The following is a 21074-nucleotide window of genomic DNA, read 5'->3' as shown; positions in this document are numbered from 1 at the left end:
CTAATCCTTAAAATCTTCAATTATGAGTGGTCGTTAAACGCATCCCGAAACCACTCAATCTCATTTCCGGTGAAGGCTAACACATCGAACCGACAATCCACAGTATCAAAACTCCCATTCTGGCGGGCGAGCCACAAGCGGGCAGTATGTAATAATTTGTGTTGCTTGCTGCGGGTCACACTAGCCGCCGCGCCGCCATAAAGCCCGGAGCGCCGATAGCGGACCTCAACAAAAACCGTCGTTTTTCCGTCGCGCATGATCAGATCGATTTCGCCGCCGCGCTCGCGCACGTTGGCGGCGATAAACCGCAGTCCTTTGCTTTCCAGCCAGCGACGCGCGGCAGCTTCCCACGCGTCGCCAGCCTGTTTACGCGTTAGCTGGCGGGAACAATCTCCCCTTGCTGGTATTTGAGCCATGATAACTTCCTGTTAATCACACAATCCGGGCTGGCGGTTAATGCGCCGGTATTACCATTGATCTCAAATCCCTGCACCTGACGCATCTGCGAAAAGTGGTTCGCCAGCGTCCAGGCATCCACGCCCATGGCGTACATCCGCGCCAGAGAATAGTCGTTATGTACAGCGCTCAGCGCCTGCTGCATCAACGGCATATTGCCGCCTGCCAGCATAGGAATTTCACTGTATTGTAAACCCTCCATTTCCAGACGGAAGTCGGGGCCGGAGGTGCCTTGCGCGCTGCGAGAGCTGGCATACAGCGTCGCGCCGCTCTGGGTGCCGTTACGCATGGCGATCATCGGTTTGATAAAGCCAATCTCTTCCGGCGTAGCCAGAATATAGACCGCGTCTACGCGTCCGCCGCCGGTGATTTGCGCGTCGGTCGGCGGCGCAGGGATGGTCAGACCGCCAATGGTGACGCCAGGCTGCGCAGGCACGCTGGCGGCGACCGGACTGCCCGTCAACGCGATACCCGCGCCGCCGTTCACGCCCATTTTCAGCTCGGCTACGGAGCCGAATTTTTGCTGTAACACGATGCCGCCGCCCAGTTTTTGCCACTCCTGGGTGAAGGCGTTCGCCACGCGATCGCCAAGCGCGCTGCGTGGAATCAACAGCAGCGGCGACTGCTTGCCCTGGTCATAAATATGATGCGCCGCGTCACGGGCTTCATCTTCTGGAGAGAGCGCGAAATAGCAGATATTAGGGAAGCTACGTACCGTTTCCGGCTGGTTGAGCGCCAGCACGTTGAGCGGCGTGTTGCTTTTCATCAGCGCTTCCACATTGTTTTTCAACAGCGGCCCGACCACGATACTGGCGCCGTCTTGCTGAACCTGAGCGAGCACCTGATCCAACGGCTGGGAAGAGGTATCGTAGATTTTTAATTCAGCGGAGGGATCCGCCGGCGCGCTTGCTGTAGCAGGGGGAGTTTGTGGCGCGCTGACTGGCGTAGCGGACTGGGCTGGAGCGTCATCAGTTAGATCGCTCACCGAGGCCTGCGACGGACTGGCGACGCCGTTGGTCATTTGTGGTTGCGTCTCCTCCACGCCAGGTTCGACCGGCGCGTCAGGAGCGGCGGCAGGCTGCATCTCCACCGCCTGGGTGCCGAGGTTTTTCGCGGCTTCGAAACCTTGCTGGATGGTACGGCCAAACACGGCAGCCTGACCGTTCAGCGGCAGCAGCAGAGCGATTTTGCTGGTGGAAGCCGGTTTGAAACGTTGCACATTGACGAGCTGCGTCGGCAGCATTTTCGCCCCCGGATTTTGCGGGTAGCGTTTTTGCCAGTCGGCGATCCCGGCTTTCAGCATGTCCGGATCGTTGCGGTTGTCAAACCAGACGCGTTGCAGATCCAGCCAGCCCTGAAGCACGTTTTCATCGGCGTTGATAACTAACGTCTTGGCCTGATCCGGCGTCATGGCGGAGAGCGCCTGCCAGGTGGCGTCGATATTTTTTTGTTTATCTTTCGCCGCCAGTAGCGGTTCCTGGGCGATTAACGCCCGCAACAGGGTAAGCGACGGGCGTCCCTGGCTGGCAACGATCTGCGCCTGCCAGTAACGCGCTTGCTGATTTGGCGCAAAGTCGGCAGGTTTTAGTTTATCCAGCAAGGCCTGCGCGCCTGCGACATCTTTTTGCGCCAGTTTGATTTCTACCGCTAATAAAGACTGTTCGCGACGCTGGGCATCGTTCAGATTTTGCGGGAGTTGGTTGAACAGGTCGACGGCCTGCTGGCTTTTTCCTTCTTTCAGCAGTGCATGAATGGCGAGTAATTGCCAGTTGGTCTTGCTATCATCTGCGCTTTGCTGCATCTGATGCAGGTAAAAGGCGGAGTCAGCTTGCGCTGAACCCTGCATATAGGCTGCGCTTTGATCTGGCGCCTGGGTGCCGCACCCGGCGAAAAGTAGCGCAGCCAGGACGACAGGCAGCGCGCGCGCGGCGTTCAAACGAGAAAATGTTGAGGGTACCATACTGTATCCAGTGATATTTTTTTACGCAATGCTCAATATTAAATCGGCAATACGGACGACACAATGAAACAAAACGAATCGGCGGATAATTCTCAGGGCCAACTCTTTATTGTACCTACTCCTATCGGTAATCTGGCGGATATTACCCAGCGTGCGTTGGAGGTGTTACAGGCTGTAGATCTGATTGCCGCCGAGGATACTCGTCACACCGGTTTATTGCTGCAACATTTTGGGATTAATGCCCGATTGTTCGCGCTGCACGACCATAACGAACAACAAAAAGCGGAAACGCTGGTCGCGAAGCTAAAAGAAGGGCAGAACATTGCGCTGGTTTCCGACGCCGGTACGCCGCTGATTAACGATCCGGGCTACCATCTGGTGCGTACTTGCCGTGAAGCGGGGATTCGCGTGGTGCCGCTACCAGGGCCGTGTGCTGCTATCACTGCATTAAGCGCCGCGGGTTTACCATCAGATCGTTTTTGTTATGAAGGCTTCCTGCCTGCCAAATCAAAAGGCCGCCGTGATGCGCTAAAAGCCATTGAAACGGAACCGCGAACGCTGATTTTTTATGAGTCAACCCACCGCCTGTTAGATAGCCTGGAAGATATCGTCGCGGTATTGGGAGAATCCCGTTATGTGGTGCTGGCGCGTGAGCTGACCAAAACCTGGGAAACCATTCACGGCGCGCCCGTTGGCGAGCTGCTGGCGTGGGTCAAAGAAGATGAAAACCGTCGCAAAGGCGAAATGGTGCTGATTGTCGAAGGCCATAAAGCGCAAGAAGACGACCTGCCCGCCGACGCGCTGCGCACGCTGGCGCTGCTACAGGCAGAACTGCCGCTGAAAAAAGCGGCGGCGCTGGCAGCAGAAATTCACGGCGTGAAGAAAAATGCGCTGTATAAGTATGCGCTGGAGCAGCAGGAAGAATAAAAGCGAGCGCCCGGGAACCGCCTTTTATCGCCATCGCGTTAATACTCAATCAGGTGATTGATGTGGGTAAATTGATGGGGGCATTGGGCGGTGATAGCGGGCCGGACCTTTCCTTCGGGCTTACTCTCGCGATCAGCAACGCATAACCGACTCCTTTTTAGACGATCATTAATTCCACGCCTGTTTTCGCTAATGCCGCTTTATCCTGTTTGCTGATGGTGTCATCGGTTATCACACAGTCGATCTTGTCCATCGGCAATACCTGGTTAAAGCCGCGACGGTTAAATTTGGTCGCGTCCAGTACCGCGATAACTTTGTGTGCCGCCGCCGCCATGACGCCGCTAATGGAATAACCTTCGTTAAACGTGGTAATACCGTTTGTCGCATCAATGCCATCCGCCCCGACAAACATTAAATCGGCGCTGATGCCGTGTAGCGATCGTTCCGCAATCGTGCCGTGCATTGAGTGGGTTTTATGCCGTACCGTACCGCCGCAGACCACCAGCGTGAGATCTTTATTTTCTGATAGCGTAAAAGCGGCAGGCAAGCTGTTAGTGATCACCGTAATATTGCTTTTTCGCGCGAGCGCTTCCGCAATCAGTAATGTTGTGCTCCCGCTATCCAGAATGATGGTCATTCCTTCTTCAACCATTGCCGCAGCCGCCTGGGCAATCCGCTTTTTCGGATCGCTGGCGAGTTGATACCGATCTTCCAGAATGACTTCCTGATTGTCGCCTTCCGCCAGATGACTTCCCGGTTTTGCCGCGCCGCCATGAAAACGGGTGACAAGGCCTTTCTCTTCCAGCAGACGCAGGTCAGCACGGATAGTCACTTCAGAAATACCAAATGTATTTGAAAGGTCCATCACCAGCACGCTGCCTTGCGTATTAATCAGGTCGACAATTTTATTTCTTCGCTCAAATGAGTTCATATTGATTTGCCTGATAATTAACTGTAACTAGTTTAAACGAAGGATTGCGAAAGGTGAACGCTAAATTTCGAAAGGAAATGTGAGCCAGCGCAGGTTGCTGGCTCGTACCATCAGGAAAGTTGAAGTAGGATTTTGCCCTGCATGGGCGCGCCATTAAGCGCTTTGACTGCTTCTGCAAAGCTTTCCGCATCGCCGCGATGGGCAATGAGAGGGGTCAGTTGAAGACGTTTTTCAGCCAACAGGCGCGCTGCGGTTTCCCATTCTTCTCCTGGCCATGGTGCGGAGTAGTTCATCCAACTGCCGAGGAGCGTGAGCTCTTTACGCAAAATTAGCCCGAATGTACGCGTTGTCAGGGTGAGATCGTGATGTAACGTCCCCACCAGCGCCAGTTGCGCGCGCGGCCCGGCGATATCGATAGCCAGCGAGACGGTCTGGGGAGTTCCTGCCGTTTCGAGAACCAGTTGATCAAACTGAATGTCGGACAACGCGGTCTGGATGTCGTCGGCGGTCATTTCCCGGCTATTACAGGTATGCGTTGCGCCGAGCGCTTTCGCAAGTTCCAGTTTCTGCGGATTGATATCAATCGCCGTTACGCTTCGCGCGCCCAGTTCCCGCGCGCACTGTAAGGCCAGCAGGCCAATTGTCCCGGCACCAACGATAATTACGTTTTTCCCCTCGCAGCCCTGCGCCAGATGAAAGGCGTGTAAGCCCACGGTAATTGGTTCGATAAACGCGCCATCTTCAATCGGCATATCAGACGGCAAGCGGAAAAGATTGGCCCGTTTGACCACCACATATTCCGCATTACCGCCTTCGCTGCGCGATCCTACAAACTGATACTGTTTGCATAAAGAAAAGTAACCGCGTTCGCATTGCGGACAGTGAAAGCAGGGAAGAAGCGGGACACAAGCGACGGCATCGCCAGGCTGCATATCCGTTACGCCTGTGCCGTAGGATTCAACGTAGCCGCTGAATTCATGGCCTAACGTAATAGGATAATAATGGGCGCCCTGCGCGAAAATACGCGGGATATCCGACCCGCAAAGCCCTGAGCTAACGACTTTGACCAACACATCGTCCTCGGCTTGCAGTTGTGGTAAGGGACGTTCTTCAACGCGCACGTCTCCCTCAGCGTGAATAACCACTGATTTCATAACATTCTCCAGGAAGGTGAGGGGAGCGATTGCTCCCCTAAAATTAAGAGGCGATTTGACTTTGCTGTAGCGCCGTGGCTTTCTCAGCCGCGACAAACTGTCGGGCGCGACGCCAGGTCAGCAGTACGCCGGCCAGATAGATAATGGCAATGACGGCGAAGCCGACGATATTCTGCCAGGTAAAAAGTTGAATCAGCAGCCAGGTGATGGGAGAACCGCCCTGATCCAGCGAGGCGACTTGTCCGCCAGCTTTTAGCGCTCCGGCATTGGCAGCCAGTTGGGTATGCAGGCCAATCGTCTGGGTGGCTATCCACAGGGTGATACCCATAATAATGACACCTGAAATCAGCGTGCGGAACAGGTTGCCCTGGTGTACCGCGACCGCCATCGCAATAAAGAAACCGATGGTGGCGAGGTCGCCGAACGGCAGCACCTGGTTCCCCGGTACTAAGACGGCAATCAGGATGGTCAGCGGAATGAATATCAGGCTCGCGGAGACAACAGAGGTATGACCGAGCAGTAGCGCTGGATCAAGGCCTATCAGGAACTCCTGCCCGCCAAATTTAGCCTGTAGACGTTTACGCGCATGTTTCGCGATAGGCGTTAGGCCATCCATAATAGGTTTAATGACGCGTGGCATAAGCAGCATCACCGCTGCGGTTTTGACCGCCAGTTGCAGAACGGCTTTGGCGTCGTAGCCTGCCAGTACACCAATCACCAGCCCCATCACGAAGCCGACAGTCACCGGCTCGCCAAACGGTCCGAAGCGTTTCTGGACATCGTCTGCGCTAAAGTGAATACGATTGAGACCCGGAATTTTCTCGATAATGGTATCAACGAGTACCGCCACGGGGCCCAGGTACGCGGATGAACCGTGTGGGATGGCAATCCCCTCGAGGCCAAAATAGTCGCGGGTATCTTTGGCAAACCAGTCCCCCAGTTTGTAGACAAAGGCGGCATGAACCACAACGCCCAGAATCCCCAGCCAGTATGAACCGGTCGCCAGATGCAGCATGGCGCCCGTGAAGGTCATGTGCCAGATATCAACATTCACCACGCGGGTCATGCGGGTCACCAGCATCAGGACGTTAACCCCGATGGCGACAGGGATCGCGACCAGCGCGATTTGTGACGCCCAGGTCATGGGCGATGAACCTGGCCAGCCGACGTCAATAACGTGGAGATTGATTTGGAAATGTTCCGCCATGGCTTTCGCCGCGGGGCCGATAGAATCCAGCATCAGGCCGATGACCAGACCAATACCCACGAAGCCGATACCAATATGCAAACCCGATTTAAAACAATCCCCAAGCTTCACTCCCAGCAGTTTAGAGAACACGATGATCACCAGAGGCAACATCACCGTTGGGCCTAAGTCGAGGATATAACGCATTATTTCGCTAAACATACGTTACCCCATGAGAATGGACAGAATTTTTTGCTGTAATGCTTCAATACCAACGCCGGAAACAAAAGGCATACCGTGAACGACGGGAATATCGCCAAAGGCGCGATCGACCCTGGCAGTGGTACAGATAAGATCGGCGCCGTCCATATAGGTTTCGATTTCGGTGACCCGGCATTGCACTAAGTCGAGCTCAATATGGTTGGCATCACATAGCTCTTTAATTTCTTCCGCAGCCATCGTTGAGGTTGCAACCGCACCGCCACAGGCCACAATTACTTTACGTTTCATAGGGTATTCCTCATTATTATCAATTTATTATCAAACCTGGACGCACTGCTCAGGCTCAAGGATGGTTTCCTGAAAGCGTATCGCCAGTTCGGCATCCGGCGCGCTTAACAGGGCATCGAGGGTGCTCGGGTTCTGTAGCTCACTAAACAGGCGGCGCAGAAGTTTTAGCTGTGCCGCCGGGTTTTCAACGATTAAGGCGATGATTAACGAAACGGCAATCTCTTCGTCATCATCCGCCTGTTGAAACATGACCGGCTTATCTGGACGAATCAGATAGATAGCGGGTGATTTCGCATGAACCGCCTCGCAATGAGGGATAGCGACGGCGTGACGCTCCAGCGCAATGCCGGTAGGAAAAGACGCTTCACGTTCCACCAGCGCCTGCGGATAACTATCATGTACCACGCCTTTCGCCAGCATCTCTTTGCCAATGTGCACCAGCGCCTGTTGGCTCGAGTCGAATGTGATTCCGGTTCGGACAAATAGTTGGCTCATAAATTCTCCATTATTCAGGCGACATCCGGCGTGCAACCGAAGCGATAAGCGCGCAGAACATCCTGAATTTTGTCAATAATCAGGTTATGCGGCGTAGGGGTGAGCACGCCCTCAGACAGGCGTTCAAACTGTACGGGCATAAACTGGCTAATTAATCCCAGCGGCAATGTGACGTTGTTCAGATTGGCGATTAACTTCTCTACGCTTTGACGAATACGCGGGTGCGGCCAGTAATAGCGAATACGGTCAGACAAACTAAAGTGGATGTCGACCATCGCCTGGCTCCAGGTTGGACGGTAGTATTTTTTCCAGTAGCCCGGTTCGTTTAGCATAACTTCATCAATGACCTCCAGTACCCGACTACGTTGTTCCGGGGAGATCAGCTCGTTTTCCATTTGCGCAAGTGCGAAAATGGCTTCGCGCAGCGCGAAAGTGAGCGCCGGGCCGACCTTCAGAATGGCGTAATGATCGCGTACCAGCGCACGGTAGGCCTGTCGCGTCTGATAATCAGTCGAATGCGCTTCATAGACCATCGGCGTTTCTTTTATCCATGCGGAGAGCGCCTGTGCCGCCTGCGGCTGATAATGAATAATCTGGGTATGATCAAATTCAACGCCCGGCTGTACGACAATCGCGATAACCCGGTTCAATGCCTCATCCAGCCCCAGGGCGCGAAAAGCAGCCTGATGCGTTTGCAGCGTGCGGGCCGCATCCTGTTCGCGGGTAACATGCACGGCGTTAATGGCGCTGGCTTCCCCGCCCGGAACCGGAACTTCAGTGCCGATAACATAGGTTAAATGGCGTTTTTGTTCGTCGGTCGCCGTCGTTTCCGCTGCCTGGCAAAGCAAGGCGGCGCGTTTAGCGACAACCATTGGGTCCAGCGGCGTCGGGTCGTCAGCGCAGGACATAGAGGCATCAAGATGGATTTTGCTAAACCCGGCAGCGACGTAAGCCTTAATGAGTTCGACGGATTTTTCCATCGCCGTATCCGCAGGTTCGTTTTGCCAGCAGTTAGGTCCCAGGTGATCGCCGCCTAAAATAAGCCGTTCGCGTGGAAAACCCACTTCCTGGGCGATGCCATAGACAAAATCACGAAAGTCAGCCGGTTTCATGCCGGTATAACCGCCAAACTGATTAACCTGGTTAGAGGTCGCCTCGATCAGAACTTTGTTCCCGCTATTCAGGTCAAAACGTAATGCGGATTCAATCACCAGCGGGTGTGCTGAACATACGGAACAGATCCCTATCTGTTCCCCTGCTTTGTGACGAGAAATTATTTCTTTCACTTCTGGCTCCGATATCTTTTGTTTATCTTCATAATATTTTTGGTTTGAAGGCAAAGGATAATAATGGCTTTCGTGATCCAGCTATGAAAACGCCCTTTGCCGTGCTAAATCCGGGGGCTTTAGAGCTTCCCTTCACAACCGCAGTCGGCAATCACTTTACGTACAACCTCTTTCATGGCCGCTTTCGCCGGGATCATGTAATGGCGGGGATCGCTGGCCTCTGCGTGTTGCGTTAAATAGTTTTTAAGCGCGCCGGAAAAGGCGATTTTAAGCTCGGTCGCGACGTTAACTTTGCAGATGCCCAGCGAAATAGCGCGGGTAATATCGCGGGTCGGCAGGCCAGAGGCGCCGTGAAGGACTAAGGGGACATCAACCCGCTGACGAATTTCCGTCAGTCGTTCAAAATCAAGTTTTGGTTCAGCGGTGTAGAGGCCGTGAGCGGTGCCGATAGCAATGGCTGACGAGTCGATACCCGTTTTTTCTACAAATTCCCGGGCCTGTTCCGGATGGGTATAAAGCGCATCTTTACCGTCAACGATAAGATCGTCTTCCTGCCCGCCGAGACGCCCAAGTTCAGCTTCAACGCTGACATCGTAGCGATGACAGTAATCAACCACACTTTTCACCAGCGCAATATTGTCGGCAAAGGGGAAATGCGACCCGTCGATCATGACCGAGCGTACCCCGGCGGCGACTTTCATTTTGATGTCGGCCAGTTTTTCATGATGATCGAGATGTACCGCGAGAGGATGGTTCCAGCTTTTCGCCAGTTCTGCGGCGATGGCCACGATATTACCGACGCCTGCGTAGCTAAAGGTGCCTGGCGTACCGGCGACAATCAGCGGAGAGCGCAATTCTGCGGCGGTTTCCACCACCACTTGCAATGTCTCCAGGTTGTGGATGTTAAACGCCGGCACAGCATAGCCTTCCTGCTGCGCCTTCTTTAGCATTGTTCTGCCTGAAATGATAAACATCCTTCCTCCGAAATCTTTCGTTTGTTTTCTTTTAAAGAATTTATAGGCTTTCGGAATGTTTTTTTGTGATTTTGATCTGATAAATGAAAGTTTCGAAATAAAATGGAGGTTATCGAAAGTCAGGAGTAAAAAAAGCATGTCGGGCAGACATACTTCAGGCTACAGACTAAGGGCGAAAAAATACCGGGTAGCGCTGGCGCTTACCCGGTCTACAGATTATGCGGTTATACCCTGGTCGGAGAAGGGTACTGACTGGATCAGGTCACAGGTGCGGGGTTAAACACTGCCAGCTGGTTATGCAATCCCCATTGATCTGAGAAAGTCTTTTTCCGGCCGCTGGCGACATCGAGAATAAAGTGAAATAGCTTCCAGCCCACATCTTCGATTGTCTCTTCACCCGTGGCGATGGTGCCTGCATTGATATCCATTAAGTCATACCAGCGGTTCGCCAGCTCGGTACGCGTCGCCATTTTAATGACCGGCACCGCCATCAGCCCGTACGGCGTGCCGCGTCCGGTGGTAAAGACCTGTACGGTAATGCCGGAAGCGACCTGCTGCGTGCCGCAGACGAAATCGCTGGCGGGCGTCGCGGCGTAAATCAGGCCGCGTTTGGTGGGGCGCTGGCCCGGCGATAATACTTCGACAATGGCGCTCTTACCCGATTTAGCGATAGAGCCCAACGCTTTTTCCACGACGTTCGCCAGGCCGCCTTTTTTGTTGCCAGGGGACGGGTTAGCGCTGCGATCGGTTTTCCCCATATCAAGATAGTTATCGTACCAGGCCATTTCATCCAGCAGGCGTTTACCCACGGCTTCGTTGATGGCGCGCGGCGTCAGAAGATGAATGGCATCGCGCACTTCGGTGACCTCCGAGAACATGACGGTCGCGCCGCAGCGTACCAGCAGATCGGAAGCATAACCCACCGCCGGGTTTGCCGTGACGCCAGAAAACGCATCGCTGCCGCCACACTGCATCCCGACGACCAGCTCGGAGGCCGGGCAGGTTTCGCGCTGGCGCTGGTTCAGTTTCGTCAGATGGCGTTCGGCGACCCGCAAAATATCGTCGACCATTGATTTAAAGCCGACATGCTGCTCGTCCTGTAAACGCACAATACTGGCGCTTTTAACGGCTATGGCGGGAACATCCTCGGTGCCTTCCAGCAGCCGTTCCGGCTGCAGTTTTTCGCAACCGAGGCCAATCACCATCACTTCGCCGCCAAAATTGGGGTTGAGCGCGATATTATGAATCGTGCGAATCGGCACGACCGCCGCCGGCGCGTTGATTGCCACGCCGCAGCCGTACAGATGGTTTAGCCCTACAACGCCATCGACATTCGGGTATTTGGGCAGGAGATCGCGCTCAATCACTTTCACCACATAATCGACCACGCCCGCCACACAGTGCACGCTGGTGGTAATGCCAAGCAGATTTTTGGTGCCGACGCTGCCATCGGCGTTACGATAGCCCTCAAACGTATAGCCTTCCAGCGGCGGCAGCGGTTCCGGTACTTTGGTCGCCAGCGGTAGCGTATTCAGCGGCGGCGCTTTTGGCAGTTCAACCAGCGACTCGTCGATCCAGCTTCCGCGCGGGATGTCGCGTACCGCATAACCGATGACTTCGCCATAACGGATGATTTCGCCGTGAGCGGGGATATCCGTCAGAGCAACTTTATGGCCTTGCGGAATATGTTCAGTCAGTTCCAGGCCATCCGGAAAACGTGTTCCGGCTTTAAGACCGTGGTCATTAACAATAATTGCGACATTATCGGTTTCATGTACTTTTATATAAAACGCCGATGGCGATTCCTGGCGAATTTCGATATTGGCCATTGTTCAACATTCTCCAGCCTGGATGATAGAAATAGGATTATCTATTTTGGTTATGGTTAAATCGTTAAATCTCAATATAAGAAATAAAGTTCATGCATAATGAAATAAGAATGACAGGAGTATAAATATAAGAATGTGATCCAGATCACCGCAAATTATGAAATTTTTTATGTAGGCCGGGTAAAGCGTAAATGTGTGCATTAGCGCCCAGTATCATGGGCGTATGCTCAAAAATAAGCGTTAAATAATCCCTTTTTAATGAGCGTTTGCACAATGATTATCCGCCATAGGCTGTTTATACTGAATGGCGAATTCAGTGTATCTGACGAGTTATTTGAAAATACCATGATAATAATAAAAGACGATAAAGATATCAGAACGGTATATTGTGCTACAGGATGTGTACCATATTAGAAATAGAATGCGGAGACCCATTCTGATTTCAGATAAGCATTTTATTGTCGTTGCTATAAGTTATGGTGGCGGCATCACATGTAGAGAATTAAAGAAATAAGCGAAGGTATAAGCGATGAATAACGCTATTTTCCCGAATAAGTTTAAAGCGGCGCTGGCGGCGCAACAGGTACAGATTGGCTGCTGGTCTGCACTGGCAAGCCCAATCACCACCGAAGTTCTCGGTCTGGCGGGATTTGACTGGCTGGTGCTGGATGGCGAACATGCGCCGAACGATGTGACCACCTTAATTCCGCAGTTAATGGCATTGAAAGGCAGCGCCAGCGCGCCTGTGGTACGTGTGCCAACCAATGAACCGGTCATTATCAAACGGATGCTGGATATTGGGTTTTATAATTTCCTGATCCCCTTTGTTGAAACGCAAGAGGAAGCGGCTCGCGCCGTCGCCTCGACGCGTTACCCGCCGGAAGGCATTCGCGGCGTCTCCGTTTCTCACCGCGCGAATATGTTCGGTACGGTGCCTGATTACTTTGCGCAGTCGAACAAAAACATCACCATTATTGTTCAAATCGAAAGCCAGTTGGGTGTCGACAATGTTGATGCCATCGCCGCAACGGAAGGCGTTGATGGCATTTTTGTCGGCCCAAGCGATTTGGCCGCCGCGCTGGGTCATCTCGGCAATGCTTCTCACCCTGACGTGCAGCAGACGATTCAACATATTTTCGCCCGCGCTAAAGCGCACGGTAAACCGTGCGGCATTCTGGCGCCGGTAGAGGCGGATGCCCGCCGTTATCTGGAATGGGGCGCGACCTTTGTCGCCGTTGGCAGCGATTTAGGCGCATTCCGCGCCAGCACGCAGAAGCTTGCCGACACCTTTAAAAAATAATCCTGGTATGGAAAGAGAGAACGCTATGACGATGAAAGTTGGCTTTATTGGCTTAGGCATCATGGGTAAGCCCATGAGCAAAAACTTACTGAAAGCAGGGTATTCGCTGGTGGTGTCCGATCGTAATCCTGAAGCGATTGCCGACGTCATTGCCGCAGGCGCGGAAACGGCCTCTACGGCGAAGGCGATCGCTGAACAGTGTGACGTCATCATCACGATGCTGCCTAACTCTCCGCATGTGAAAGAGGTTGCGCTGGGCGAGAACGGTATCATCGAAGGCGCGAAGCCGGGAACCGTATTGATTGATATGAGTTCTATCGCGCCGCTGGCAAGCCGTGAAATCAGCGATGCGCTGAAGGCGAAGGGAGTTGAGATGTTGGATGCGCCGGTCAGCGGCGGCGAGCCGAAGGCGATTGATGGCACGTTGTCGGTGATGGTGGGGGGCGATAAAGCCATTTTCGACAAGTACTACGACCTGATGAAAGCGATGGCGGGTTCCGTGGTGCATACTGGCGATATCGGCGCAGGCAACGTCACAAAACTGGCTAACCAGGTGATCGTGGCGTTGAATATCGCCGCCATGTCTGAAGCGCTGACGCTGGCGACTAAAGCGGGCGTCAACCCGGATCTGGTCTATCAGGCGATTCGCGGCGGTCTGGCTGGCAGCACGGTACTGGATGCGAAAGCGCCGATGGTCATGGACAGAAACTTTAAGCCAGGTTTCCGTATCGATCTGCACATTAAAGATCTGGCGAATGCGCTGGATACCTCCCACGGCGTTGGCGCGCAGCTCCCGCTGACCGCCGCCGTTATGGAAATGATGCAGGCATTACGCGCGGATGGACACGGTAATGACGACCATAGCGCGCTGGCGTGCTACTACGAAAAACTGGCGAAAGTGGAAGTCACTCGCTAACGACGTTGTGCCCGGATGGCGTGTAGCGATCCGGGCCTGAATTTCAGGCTGGATAAGTGAAACGCCATCCGGCGTTGTGCAGTAACAGGCTACCACTATGAAAATCGTAATTGCCCCCGACTCCTACAAAGAAAGCCTTTCTGCCGCCGAGGTAGCGCAGGCGATAGAAAAAGGATTTCGGGAAATTTTCCCCGATGCGCAATATGTCTCTGTTCCGGTTGCCGATGGCGGCGAAGGAACGGTCGAAGCCATGATTGCCGCGACGCAGGGCGTTGAACGCACCGCATGGGTGACCGGGCCGTTGGGTGAAAAAGTGAAAGCCTGCTGGGGAATGTCCGGGGATGGTAAAACCGCGTTTATTGAAATGGCGGCGGCCAGCGGACTGGCGCTGGTTCCACCAGAAAAACGCAACCCTTTGATTACTACCTCGCGGGGAACGGGGGAGCTGATATTGCAGGCGCTGGAAAGCGGCGCAAGCAATATCATTATCGGCATTGGCGGCAGCGCGACAAATGACGGCGGCGCAGGGATGATGCAGGCGTTAGGCGCAAAACTGCGCGATGCAAACGGCGCGGATATCGGTTACGGTGGCGGAAGCCTTCATTGTCTAAGCGACATTGATATTTCAGAGCTCGATCCCCGTTTAAAACTCTGCGCGATTCGTGTCGCATGCGATGTATCTAATCCTCTGATCGGCGACAACGGCGCATCACGAATTTTTGGGCCGCAGAAAGGCGCGACCGAAGAGAACATTGTTGAGCTGGACAGAAATCTTGCTCACTATGCCGACATCATAAAAAAATCGCTGAATGTCGACGTAAAGGCGGCGCCCGGCGCAGGCGCGGCAGGCGGTATGGGGGCGGCGTTAATGGCTTTTCTCGGTGCGGAATTACGCAGCGGGATCGAAATTGTCACGGCGGCACTGAACCTGGAGGAGCATATCCACGACTGTACGCTGGTGGTGACGGGAGAAGGGCGGATTGATAGCCAAAGTATTCGCGGTAAAGTGCCGATTGGCGTCGCGAATGTGGCGAAAAAATATCATAAGCCAGTGATTGGCATTGCCGGCAGCCTGACGCACGATGTAGGGATAGTGCATCATTATGGCATCGACGCTGTCTTTAGCGTACTCACGCGCATCGTGACGCTGGAGGAGGCTTTTCGGGGCGCTTTTGACAATATTTATCGGGCATCCAGAAATGTTGCTGCCGCTCTGGCGATAGGAATGCGCAGCGCAGGGTGACAAAGTCGCGTGAACCCTCTATACTGCGCGCCGAAGCTGACCAGACAGTCGCCGCTTCGTCGTCGTCCTTTCGGGGAGACGGGCGGAGGGGAGGAAAGTCCGGGCTCCATAGGGCAGGGTGCCAGGTAACGCCTGGGGGGGAAACCTACGACCAGTGCAACAGAGAGCAAACCGCCGATGGCCCACGCAAGTGGGATCAGGTAAGGGTGAAAGGGTGCGGTAAGAGCGCACCGCGCGGCTGGTAACAGTCCGTGGCACGGTAAACTCCACCCGGAGCAAGGCCAAATAGGGGTTCATAAGGTACGGCCCGTACTGAACCCGGGTAGGCTGCTTGAGCCAGTGAGCGATTGCTGGCCTAGATGAATGACTGTCCACGACAGAACCCGGCTTATCGGTCAGTTTCACCTCTTCATAAAACCCGCTTCGGCGGGTTTTTGCTTTTACAGGGCGGCAGGATGAATGACTGTCCACGACGCTATACCCAAAAGAAAGCGGCTTATCGGTCAGTTTCATCTCTTCATAAAACCCGCTTCGGCGGGTTTTTGCTTATCTGGCCGGTGAAGGGTATAGAGGTTGCAGAAGACGCCAGCGTCACTATCCGGCAATTAATTGACAGCCGTGGTGACATAATATTATTCGTTTTTGTGATGAGAAACACAAAACGCTATGGATTGCGCTCTTTTTAGTTGAAGTGAAAAGCAATCGATTTCTTTCACAAAATTACATCCCGAAAAACAGCAAGAAAGCGGTGTAAATTATTTGTTGTAAATGAAAATTAAATGTATGAAATATTTTGGTTAAAATTTTATTAAATGTTTCTTTACAAACAAATAAGGTAAAAAAATGTGACGCGTAACGGTTTTTAAGCGCATTTACCTTCGGTTTATACTTAAATTTGAGAAATTACGCTTTAAATTTAACGCTGGAATTGCCGATAAAATGTCCCGTAATTGATTGAAATATCGTCTTCATGGGATGTCGAAAATAGGAGATAAAATAGGCTGGTTATCGCCATAATATATCGTTATCCCGACCCTATTTTTTGATTGAAATCAGGCTAAGTTGCTGTTTTATTTTTGTAACTAATTGAAGTAATAGGTTTTCTTTATTTAATAAAGACCATGTAAAAATTGCGGTAAGTTAATTTGTGAGTGGTCGCACATAACCTTTAAGATTTAATTTGCTACACTTCCTGCCGTTCACAATGTTATTTCAGAGCGGTAGATATGAATACTCTTGTTCTCCCTAAAACACAGCATTTGGTGGTCTTTCAGGAAGTCATTAGAAGTGGTTCTATCGGTTCTGCCGCAAAATCGTTAGGGTTAACCCAACCCGCCGTCAGTAAAATCATTAGCGATGTTGAGGCCTATTTTGGCGTTGAGCTAATTGTACGCAAAAATACCGGCGTTACGTTGACCGAAGCGGGACAGGTACTGCTTTCCTGGTCTGAATCTATCACCCGCGAAATGAAAAACATGATCAACGAGATGAACAGTATGACGTGCAATACCGTTGTCGACGTCTCGTTTGGTTTTCCTTCGCTGATTGGCTTTACCTTCATGTCCGATATGATTCATAAGTTCAAAGAGGTATTTCCAAAAGCGCAGGTATCCATGTACGAAGCCCAGCTCTCTTCATTCCTGCCGGCCCTGCGCGACGGGCGGCTGGACTTTGCTATCGGTACGCTCAGTAATGAAATGCAACTACAGGATCTGCATGTCGAGCCGCTGTTTGAATCAGAGTTTGTCCTGGTAGCCAGCAAGTCCCGAACATGCACCGGCACCATCACACTGGAATCGTTAAAGGACGAACAGTGGGTGTTGCCGCAAACGAATATGGGCTACTACAGCGAATTACTCACCACTCTACAACGAAATGGCATCAGCATCGAAAACATTGTTAAAACAGATTCCGTTGTCACAATATATAATCTTGTTCTCAATGCTGATTTCTTAACTGTTATTCCCTGCGATATGACCACGCCTTTTGGCTCTAATCAATTTATCACGATACCCATAAAAGACACGTTACCCGTCGCACGTTATGCGGCGGTATGGTCTAAAAATTATCGTATCAAAAAAGCCGCTTCAGTATTAGTAGAATTGGCTAAACAATATTCATCATATAATGGATGCAGACGCAGGCAGTTAATAGAAATTGAATGATATGGAATAAACATATTTAGCGAAATTGACGTCACCTGTTTCTTTTGAACAGTGGGCAACGGTAACTTATTTTTAATACCCAGGTTAAGAGGTTATAATGCACATTACATACGATCTCCCGGTTGCAATTGAAGATATCCTCGAAGCGAAAAAAAGACTGGCGGGGAAGATATATAAAACGGGAATGCCTCGCTCTAACTATTTTAGTGAACGTTGCAAAGGCGAAATATTTCTCAAGTTTGAAAATATGCAGCGTACGGGTTCATTTAAAATTCGTGGCGCTTTTAACAAACTTAGCTCGTTAACGGAGGCGGAAAAACGTAAAGGCGTCGTGGCCTGTTCCGCAGGTAATCATGCACAGGGCGTTTCTCTTTCTTGCGCAATGCTGGGTATTGACGGCAAAGTCGTGATGCCGAAGGGCGCGCCAAAGTCAAAAGTGGCGGCCACCTGTGATTATTCGGCGGAAGTGGTGCTCCACGGTGACAACTTCAATGACACCATCGCTAAGGTGAGTGAAATTGTCGAAACCGAAGGCCGCATTTTTATTCCGCCTTACGACGATCCAAAAGTCATTGCCGGACAGGGCACTATTGGTCTGGAAATTATGGAAGATCTGTACGATGTCGATAATGTCATCGTGCCTATTGGCGGCGGCGGTTTAATTGCAGGTATTGCCATTGCGATTAAATCGATTAACCCGACCATTAAAGTTATCGGCGTACAGGCCGAAAATGTTCACGGTATGGCGGCGTCTTATTACGCTGGCGAAATAACCACGCACCGAACGACCGGCACCCTGGCGGATGGTTGTGATGTCTCCCGCCCGGGTAATTTAACCTATGAAATCGTTCGTGAGTTAGTCGATGACATTGTCCTGGTTAGCGAAGATGAAATTCGTAACAGCATGATCGCTTTAATTCAGCGCAATAAGGTTATTACTGAAGGCGCTGGCGCTCTGGCTTGCGCCGCACTATTAAGTGGGAAATTAGATAGCCATATTCAGAACAGAAAAACGGTCAGTATTATTTCTGGCGGCAATATCGATCTTTCTCGGGTATCACAAATTACGGGTTTAGTTGACGCTTAATCTTTTCGTGAGGATAGGATATGAGTACTACTGATAGCATTGTATCCAGCCAGGCAAAACAGTCGTCATGGCGTAAATCGGACACGACGTGGACGCTGGGTTTATTTGGTACCGCCATCGGCGCCGGGGTGCTGTTTTTCCCTATCCGCGCCGGGTTTGGCGGGCTTATCCCCATTCTGCTGATGCTGGTTTTAGCTTACCCCATTGCGTTCTATTGTCACCGGGCGCTGGCGCGTCTGTGTTTATCCGGATCTAATCCGTCCGGCAATATTACGGAAACGGTCGAAGAGCACTTTGGTAAAACGGGCGGGGTAGTTATCACGTTCCTTTACTTCTTTGCGATTTGTCCGCTGCTGTGGATTTATGGCGTCACCATCACTAACACGTTCATGACGTTTTGGGAAAACCAGTTGCAGATGCCAGCGTTGAATCGCGGTTTCGTGGCGCTGTTCTTGCTGCTGCTGATGGCCTTTGTGATCTGGTTTGGTAAAGATCTGATGGTTAAGGTGATGAGTTACCTGGTATGGCCGTTTATCGCCAGTCTGGTGCTAATCTCATTATCGCTGATTCCTTACTGGAACTCGGCGGTTATCGATCAGGTTGATCTCAGTAATATCGCGCTGACTGGGCACGATGGCATACTGGTTACGGTGTGGCTGGGCATCTCTATCATGGTGTTCTCCTTTAACTTTTCGCCCATCGTCTCTTCCTTCGTGGTGTCTAAGCGTGAAGAGTATGAGAAAGAGTTTGGCCGCGAATTTACCGAGCGTAAATGTTCACAGATCATCTCGCGCGCCAGTATGCTGATGGTCGCCGTGGTGATGTTCTTCGCCTTTAGCTGTCTGTTTACGCTCTCCCCGCAGAACATGGCGGATGCGAAAGCGCAGAACATTCCGGTACTTTCCTACCTGGCTAACCATTTCGCCTCTTTGTCGGGGACAAAATCTACTTTTGCAACGGTGCTGGAGTATGGCGCGTCTATCATCGCGCTGGTTGCTATTTTCAAATCTTTCTTCGGTCACTACCTGGGGACGCTGGAAGGGCTGAACGGCCTGGTGCTGAAATTCGGTTATAAAGGCGATAAAACCAAAGTCTCTATGGGCAAGCTTAACACCATCAGCATGATCTTCATTATGGGGTCTACCTGGGTCGTAGCTTACGCAAACCCGAACATTCTGGACCTGATTGAAGCGATGGGCGCGCCGATTATCGCCTCGCTGTTATGCCTGCTGCCGATGTACGCCATTCGTAAAGCGCCGTCGCTGGCGAAGTACCGTGGTCGTCTGGATAACGTGTTCGTCACCCTGATTGGTCTGCTGACCATCCTGAATATTGTCTACAAATTGTTCTAATCCTCACGTTTAGCCTGCGTTCCGCCCCAGGGAGTGGACGCAGGCTGACATCGACGGAGGCACTACATGGATGAATTTCCGGTCGTTCTGGTCATTAATTGCGGATCATCTTCTATCAAATTCTCTGTACTGGATTTCGCTACCTGTGATGTTTTAATGGCGGGAATAGCAGATGGAATGAATACTGAAAACGCCTTTTTATCTATTAATGGCGATAAGCCGATAAACCTCTCGCACTCTAATTATGAGGACGCGTTAAAAGCCATTGCCTTTGAGCTGGAAAAACGTGATTTAACGGATAGCGTGGCATTAATTGGTCACCGTATCGCGCACGGTGGAGAGCTATTTACGCAGTCCGTCATTATTACCGATGAGATTATCGATAATATTCGTCGGGTATCACCTTTAGCGCCGCTGCATAATTACGCTAATTTAAGCGGCATTGACGCGGCGCGGCACCTTTTCCCGGCCGTGCGTCAGGTGGCGGTATTTGATACCAGTTTCCACCAGACGCTGGCGCCGGAAGCCTATTTGTACGGATTGCCGTGGGAATATTTTTCCAGCCTGGGTGTGCGTCGCTACGGCTTTCACGGTACGTCGCATCGCTATGTTTCGCGGCGCGCGTATGAACTGCTTGACCTCGATGAAAAAAACTCGGGTCTGATTGTCGCGCATCTGGGCAATGGGGCGTCTATCTGCGCGGTACGCAATGGTCAGAGCGTGGATACCTCAATGGGGATGACGCCGCTTGAGGGGCTGATGATGGGCACTCGCAGTGGCGACGTTGATTTCGGCGCGATGGCGTGGATAGCCAAAGAAACCGGGCAGACGTTGAGCGATCTGGAGCGAGTGGTGAATAAAGAGTCCGGTTTGCTCGGCATCTCCGGGTTGTCATCCGACCTTAGAGTCCTGGAAAAAGCCTGGCACGAAGGACATGAGCGCGCCCGGTTAGCGATAAAAACGTTTGTCCACCGTATCGCCCGTCATATTGCCGGACACGCGGCATCGTTACATCGGCTGGATGGCATTATTTTTACCGGCGGTATTGGTGAAAATTCAGTATTAATTCGCCAGTTGGTCATTGAACATTTGGGAGTACTGGGGCTTACGTTAGACGTTGAAATGAATAAGCAGCCGAATTCTCACGGCGAGCGCATTATTTCCGCTAACCCTTCTCAGGTTATTTGCGCTGTTATTCCCACGAATGAAGAGAAAATGATTGCCCTTGATGCCATTCATTTAGGCAACGTGGAAGCACCAGTGGAATTTGCATAACTTAACGGCTGTTCTGTAGAGAGATTAT

Annotated in this window: 18 protein-coding genes and 1 other RNA gene; 9 read left to right on the top strand and 10 right to left on the bottom strand. The window is 52.0% G+C overall.

What is annotated here, in order from left to right; translation table 11 throughout:
- Window positions 1–20: 20 nt before the first annotated feature.
- Window positions 21–416 carry a YraN family protein gene (locus tag ACQ29O_RS20210; protein WP_000057285.1) on the bottom strand — a complete coding sequence of 132 codons (396 nt, stop codon included), beginning with the start codon at window positions 414–416 and terminating at the stop codon, window positions 21–23.
- Window positions 374–2416, bottom strand: coding sequence for a penicillin-binding protein activator (locus ACQ29O_RS20205; RefSeq protein WP_000249224.1), 2043 nt, complete (start codon window positions 2414–2416; stop codon window positions 374–376). The genes ACQ29O_RS20210 and ACQ29O_RS20205 overlap by 43 nt, the downstream gene beginning before the upstream one ends.
- A gap of 63 nt (window positions 2417–2479) precedes the next feature.
- On the opposite strand from ACQ29O_RS20205, the gene rsmI reads away from it, so the two are divergent.
- Entirely contained in the window at window positions 2480–3343 is an 864-nt protein-coding gene (rsmI, locus tag ACQ29O_RS20200; RefSeq protein ID WP_000812295.1) for a 16S rRNA (cytidine(1402)-2'-O)-methyltransferase, read from the top strand.
- Between the two features lie 157 nt (window positions 3344–3500).
- Here the strand turns inward: rsmI and ACQ29O_RS20195 are convergent, their stop codons facing one another.
- The 8 genes from ACQ29O_RS20195 to garD all read right to left on the bottom strand — a co-directional run bounded on the left by ACQ29O_RS20195 (window position 3501) and on the right by garD (window position 11708).
- A complete protein-coding gene (locus ACQ29O_RS20195) occupies window positions 3501–4274 on the bottom strand; it encodes a DeoR/GlpR family DNA-binding transcription regulator (protein ID WP_001083896.1) in 774 nt (257 codons plus the stop codon).
- A gap of 110 nt (window positions 4275–4384) precedes the next feature.
- Window positions 4385–5428, bottom strand: coding sequence for a galactitol-1-phosphate 5-dehydrogenase (gatD, locus tag ACQ29O_RS20190; protein ID WP_000844174.1), 1044 nt, complete (start codon window positions 5426–5428; stop codon window positions 4385–4387).
- Window positions 5429–5471: 43 nt separating this feature from the next.
- A complete protein-coding gene (locus ACQ29O_RS20185) occupies window positions 5472–6836 on the bottom strand; it encodes a galactitol-specific PTS transporter subunit IIC (protein ID WP_001746447.1) in 1365 nt (454 codons plus the stop codon).
- A 3-nt stretch (window positions 6837–6839) separates the two neighbouring features.
- Window positions 6840–7124, bottom strand: coding sequence for a PTS galactitol transporter subunit IIB (gatB, locus tag ACQ29O_RS20180; protein ID WP_000824293.1), 285 nt, complete (start codon window positions 7122–7124; stop codon window positions 6840–6842).
- A gap of 30 nt (window positions 7125–7154) precedes the next feature.
- Window positions 7155–7619 (bottom strand): PTS galactitol transporter subunit IIA, encoded by a 465-nt coding sequence (gatA, locus tag ACQ29O_RS20175; protein WP_000080447.1) that lies wholly within the window; start codon window positions 7617–7619, stop codon window positions 7155–7157.
- 14 nt (window positions 7620–7633) lie between these two features.
- Complete coding sequence (gene gatZ / locus ACQ29O_RS20170; RefSeq protein ID WP_000658738.1) at window positions 7634–8905, bottom strand: tagatose-bisphosphate aldolase subunit GatZ; 1272 nt, start codon at window positions 8903–8905, stop codon at window positions 7634–7636.
- Window positions 8906–9024: 119 nt separating this feature from the next.
- Window positions 9025–9879 carry a tagatose bisphosphate family class II aldolase gene (locus tag ACQ29O_RS20165; RefSeq protein ID WP_014341196.1) on the bottom strand — a complete coding sequence of 285 codons (855 nt, stop codon included), beginning with the start codon at window positions 9877–9879 and terminating at the stop codon, window positions 9025–9027.
- 257 nt (window positions 9880–10136) lie between these two features.
- Entirely contained in the window at window positions 10137–11708 is a 1572-nt protein-coding gene (gene garD, locus ACQ29O_RS20160) for a galactarate dehydratase (RefSeq protein WP_001273726.1), read from the bottom strand.
- Between the two features lie 529 nt (window positions 11709–12237).
- Between garD and garL the strand changes: the two genes are divergently transcribed.
- From garL to tdcD, 8 genes are all read left to right on the top strand, one after another.
- Window positions 12238–13008, top strand: coding sequence for a 2-dehydro-3-deoxyglucarate aldolase (gene garL / locus ACQ29O_RS20155; protein WP_001057715.1), 771 nt, complete (start codon window positions 12238–12240; stop codon window positions 13006–13008).
- A gap of 25 nt (window positions 13009–13033) precedes the next feature.
- The gene (garR, locus tag ACQ29O_RS20150) at window positions 13034–13924 is read left to right on the top strand and encodes a 2-hydroxy-3-oxopropionate reductase (protein WP_000178106.1); all 891 of its coding nucleotides are present in this window, start codon (window positions 13034–13036) and stop codon (window positions 13922–13924) included.
- Window positions 13925–14021: 97 nt separating this feature from the next.
- A complete protein-coding gene (garK, locus tag ACQ29O_RS20145; protein WP_000706464.1) occupies window positions 14022–15167 on the top strand; it encodes a glycerate 2-kinase in 1146 nt (381 codons plus the stop codon).
- Window positions 15168–15199: 32 nt separating this feature from the next.
- Window positions 15200–15574: RNase P RNA component class A (rnpB, locus tag ACQ29O_RS20140), an RNA gene on the top strand.
- An 819-nt stretch (window positions 15575–16393) separates the two neighbouring features.
- Complete coding sequence (gene tdcA / locus ACQ29O_RS20135) at window positions 16394–17332, top strand: transcriptional regulator TdcA (RefSeq protein WP_001094907.1); 939 nt, start codon at window positions 16394–16396, stop codon at window positions 17330–17332.
- Between the two features lie 97 nt (window positions 17333–17429).
- Window positions 17430–18419 (top strand): bifunctional threonine ammonia-lyase/L-serine ammonia-lyase TdcB, encoded by a 990-nt coding sequence (tdcB, locus tag ACQ29O_RS20130; protein WP_000548368.1) that lies wholly within the window; start codon window positions 17430–17432, stop codon window positions 18417–18419.
- Between the two features lie 20 nt (window positions 18420–18439).
- Window positions 18440–19771 carry a threonine/serine transporter TdcC gene (gene tdcC / locus ACQ29O_RS20125; RefSeq protein WP_000108129.1) on the top strand — a complete coding sequence of 444 codons (1332 nt, stop codon included), beginning with the start codon at window positions 18440–18442 and terminating at the stop codon, window positions 19769–19771.
- Between the two features lie 66 nt (window positions 19772–19837).
- Window positions 19838–21046 carry a propionate kinase gene (gene tdcD / locus ACQ29O_RS20120; RefSeq protein ID WP_000343268.1) on the top strand — a complete coding sequence of 403 codons (1209 nt, stop codon included), beginning with the start codon at window positions 19838–19840 and terminating at the stop codon, window positions 21044–21046.
- The last annotated feature ends 28 nt before the right edge of the window (window positions 21047–21074 follow it).

This window comes from Salmonella sp. GDC200615 (genome assembly GCF_050574145.1).
Lineage (GTDB): Bacteria > Pseudomonadota > Gammaproteobacteria > Enterobacterales > Enterobacteriaceae > Salmonella > Salmonella enterica.
The sequence above is the reverse complement of the archived record's forward strand: the minus strand, read 5'-3'. Positions and strand labels throughout refer to the sequence as shown.